This window comes from Salinimicrobium oceani (assembly GCF_012037645.1).
This window is the reverse complement of sequence record NZ_JAAVJR010001356.1, coordinates 1-321: the sequence shown is the minus strand read 5'-3', so window position 1 is coordinate 321 and position 321 is coordinate 1. Positions and strand designations below refer to the sequence as shown.

Here is a 321-nt window from a genome sequence, read left to right as displayed (position 1 = left end):
ATTGAAGTACAGCAGGAATGATACGTCTCCCTTCACATTTTCTACCAGGGCAGACCCAATCACGGCAACCAGGTCTCCTATGAGTATGAGGATCGGTAGCATGAGGGTTGCTGCAAGAATTCTTGTTACCACCAGGAATTTAAAAGGATTAGTACCCGAAACCTCCATAGCATCGATCTGCTCTGTCACTTTCATAGAACCTAATTCTGCACCAATACTTGAGCCTATGCGCCCTGCACAAATAAGAGCGATGATCACAGGACCTATTTCCCTAACAATAGAAATACTTATCATTGAAGGCATCCATGAAACTGCACCAAA

Annotated in this window: 1 protein-coding gene; it reads right to left on the bottom strand. The window is 43.9% G+C overall.

What is annotated here, in order from left to right:
• On the bottom strand, positions 1 to 321 hold a 321-nt coding region (locus HC175_RS22185; RefSeq protein ID WP_168140016.1), incomplete at both ends, for an MlaE family ABC transporter permease.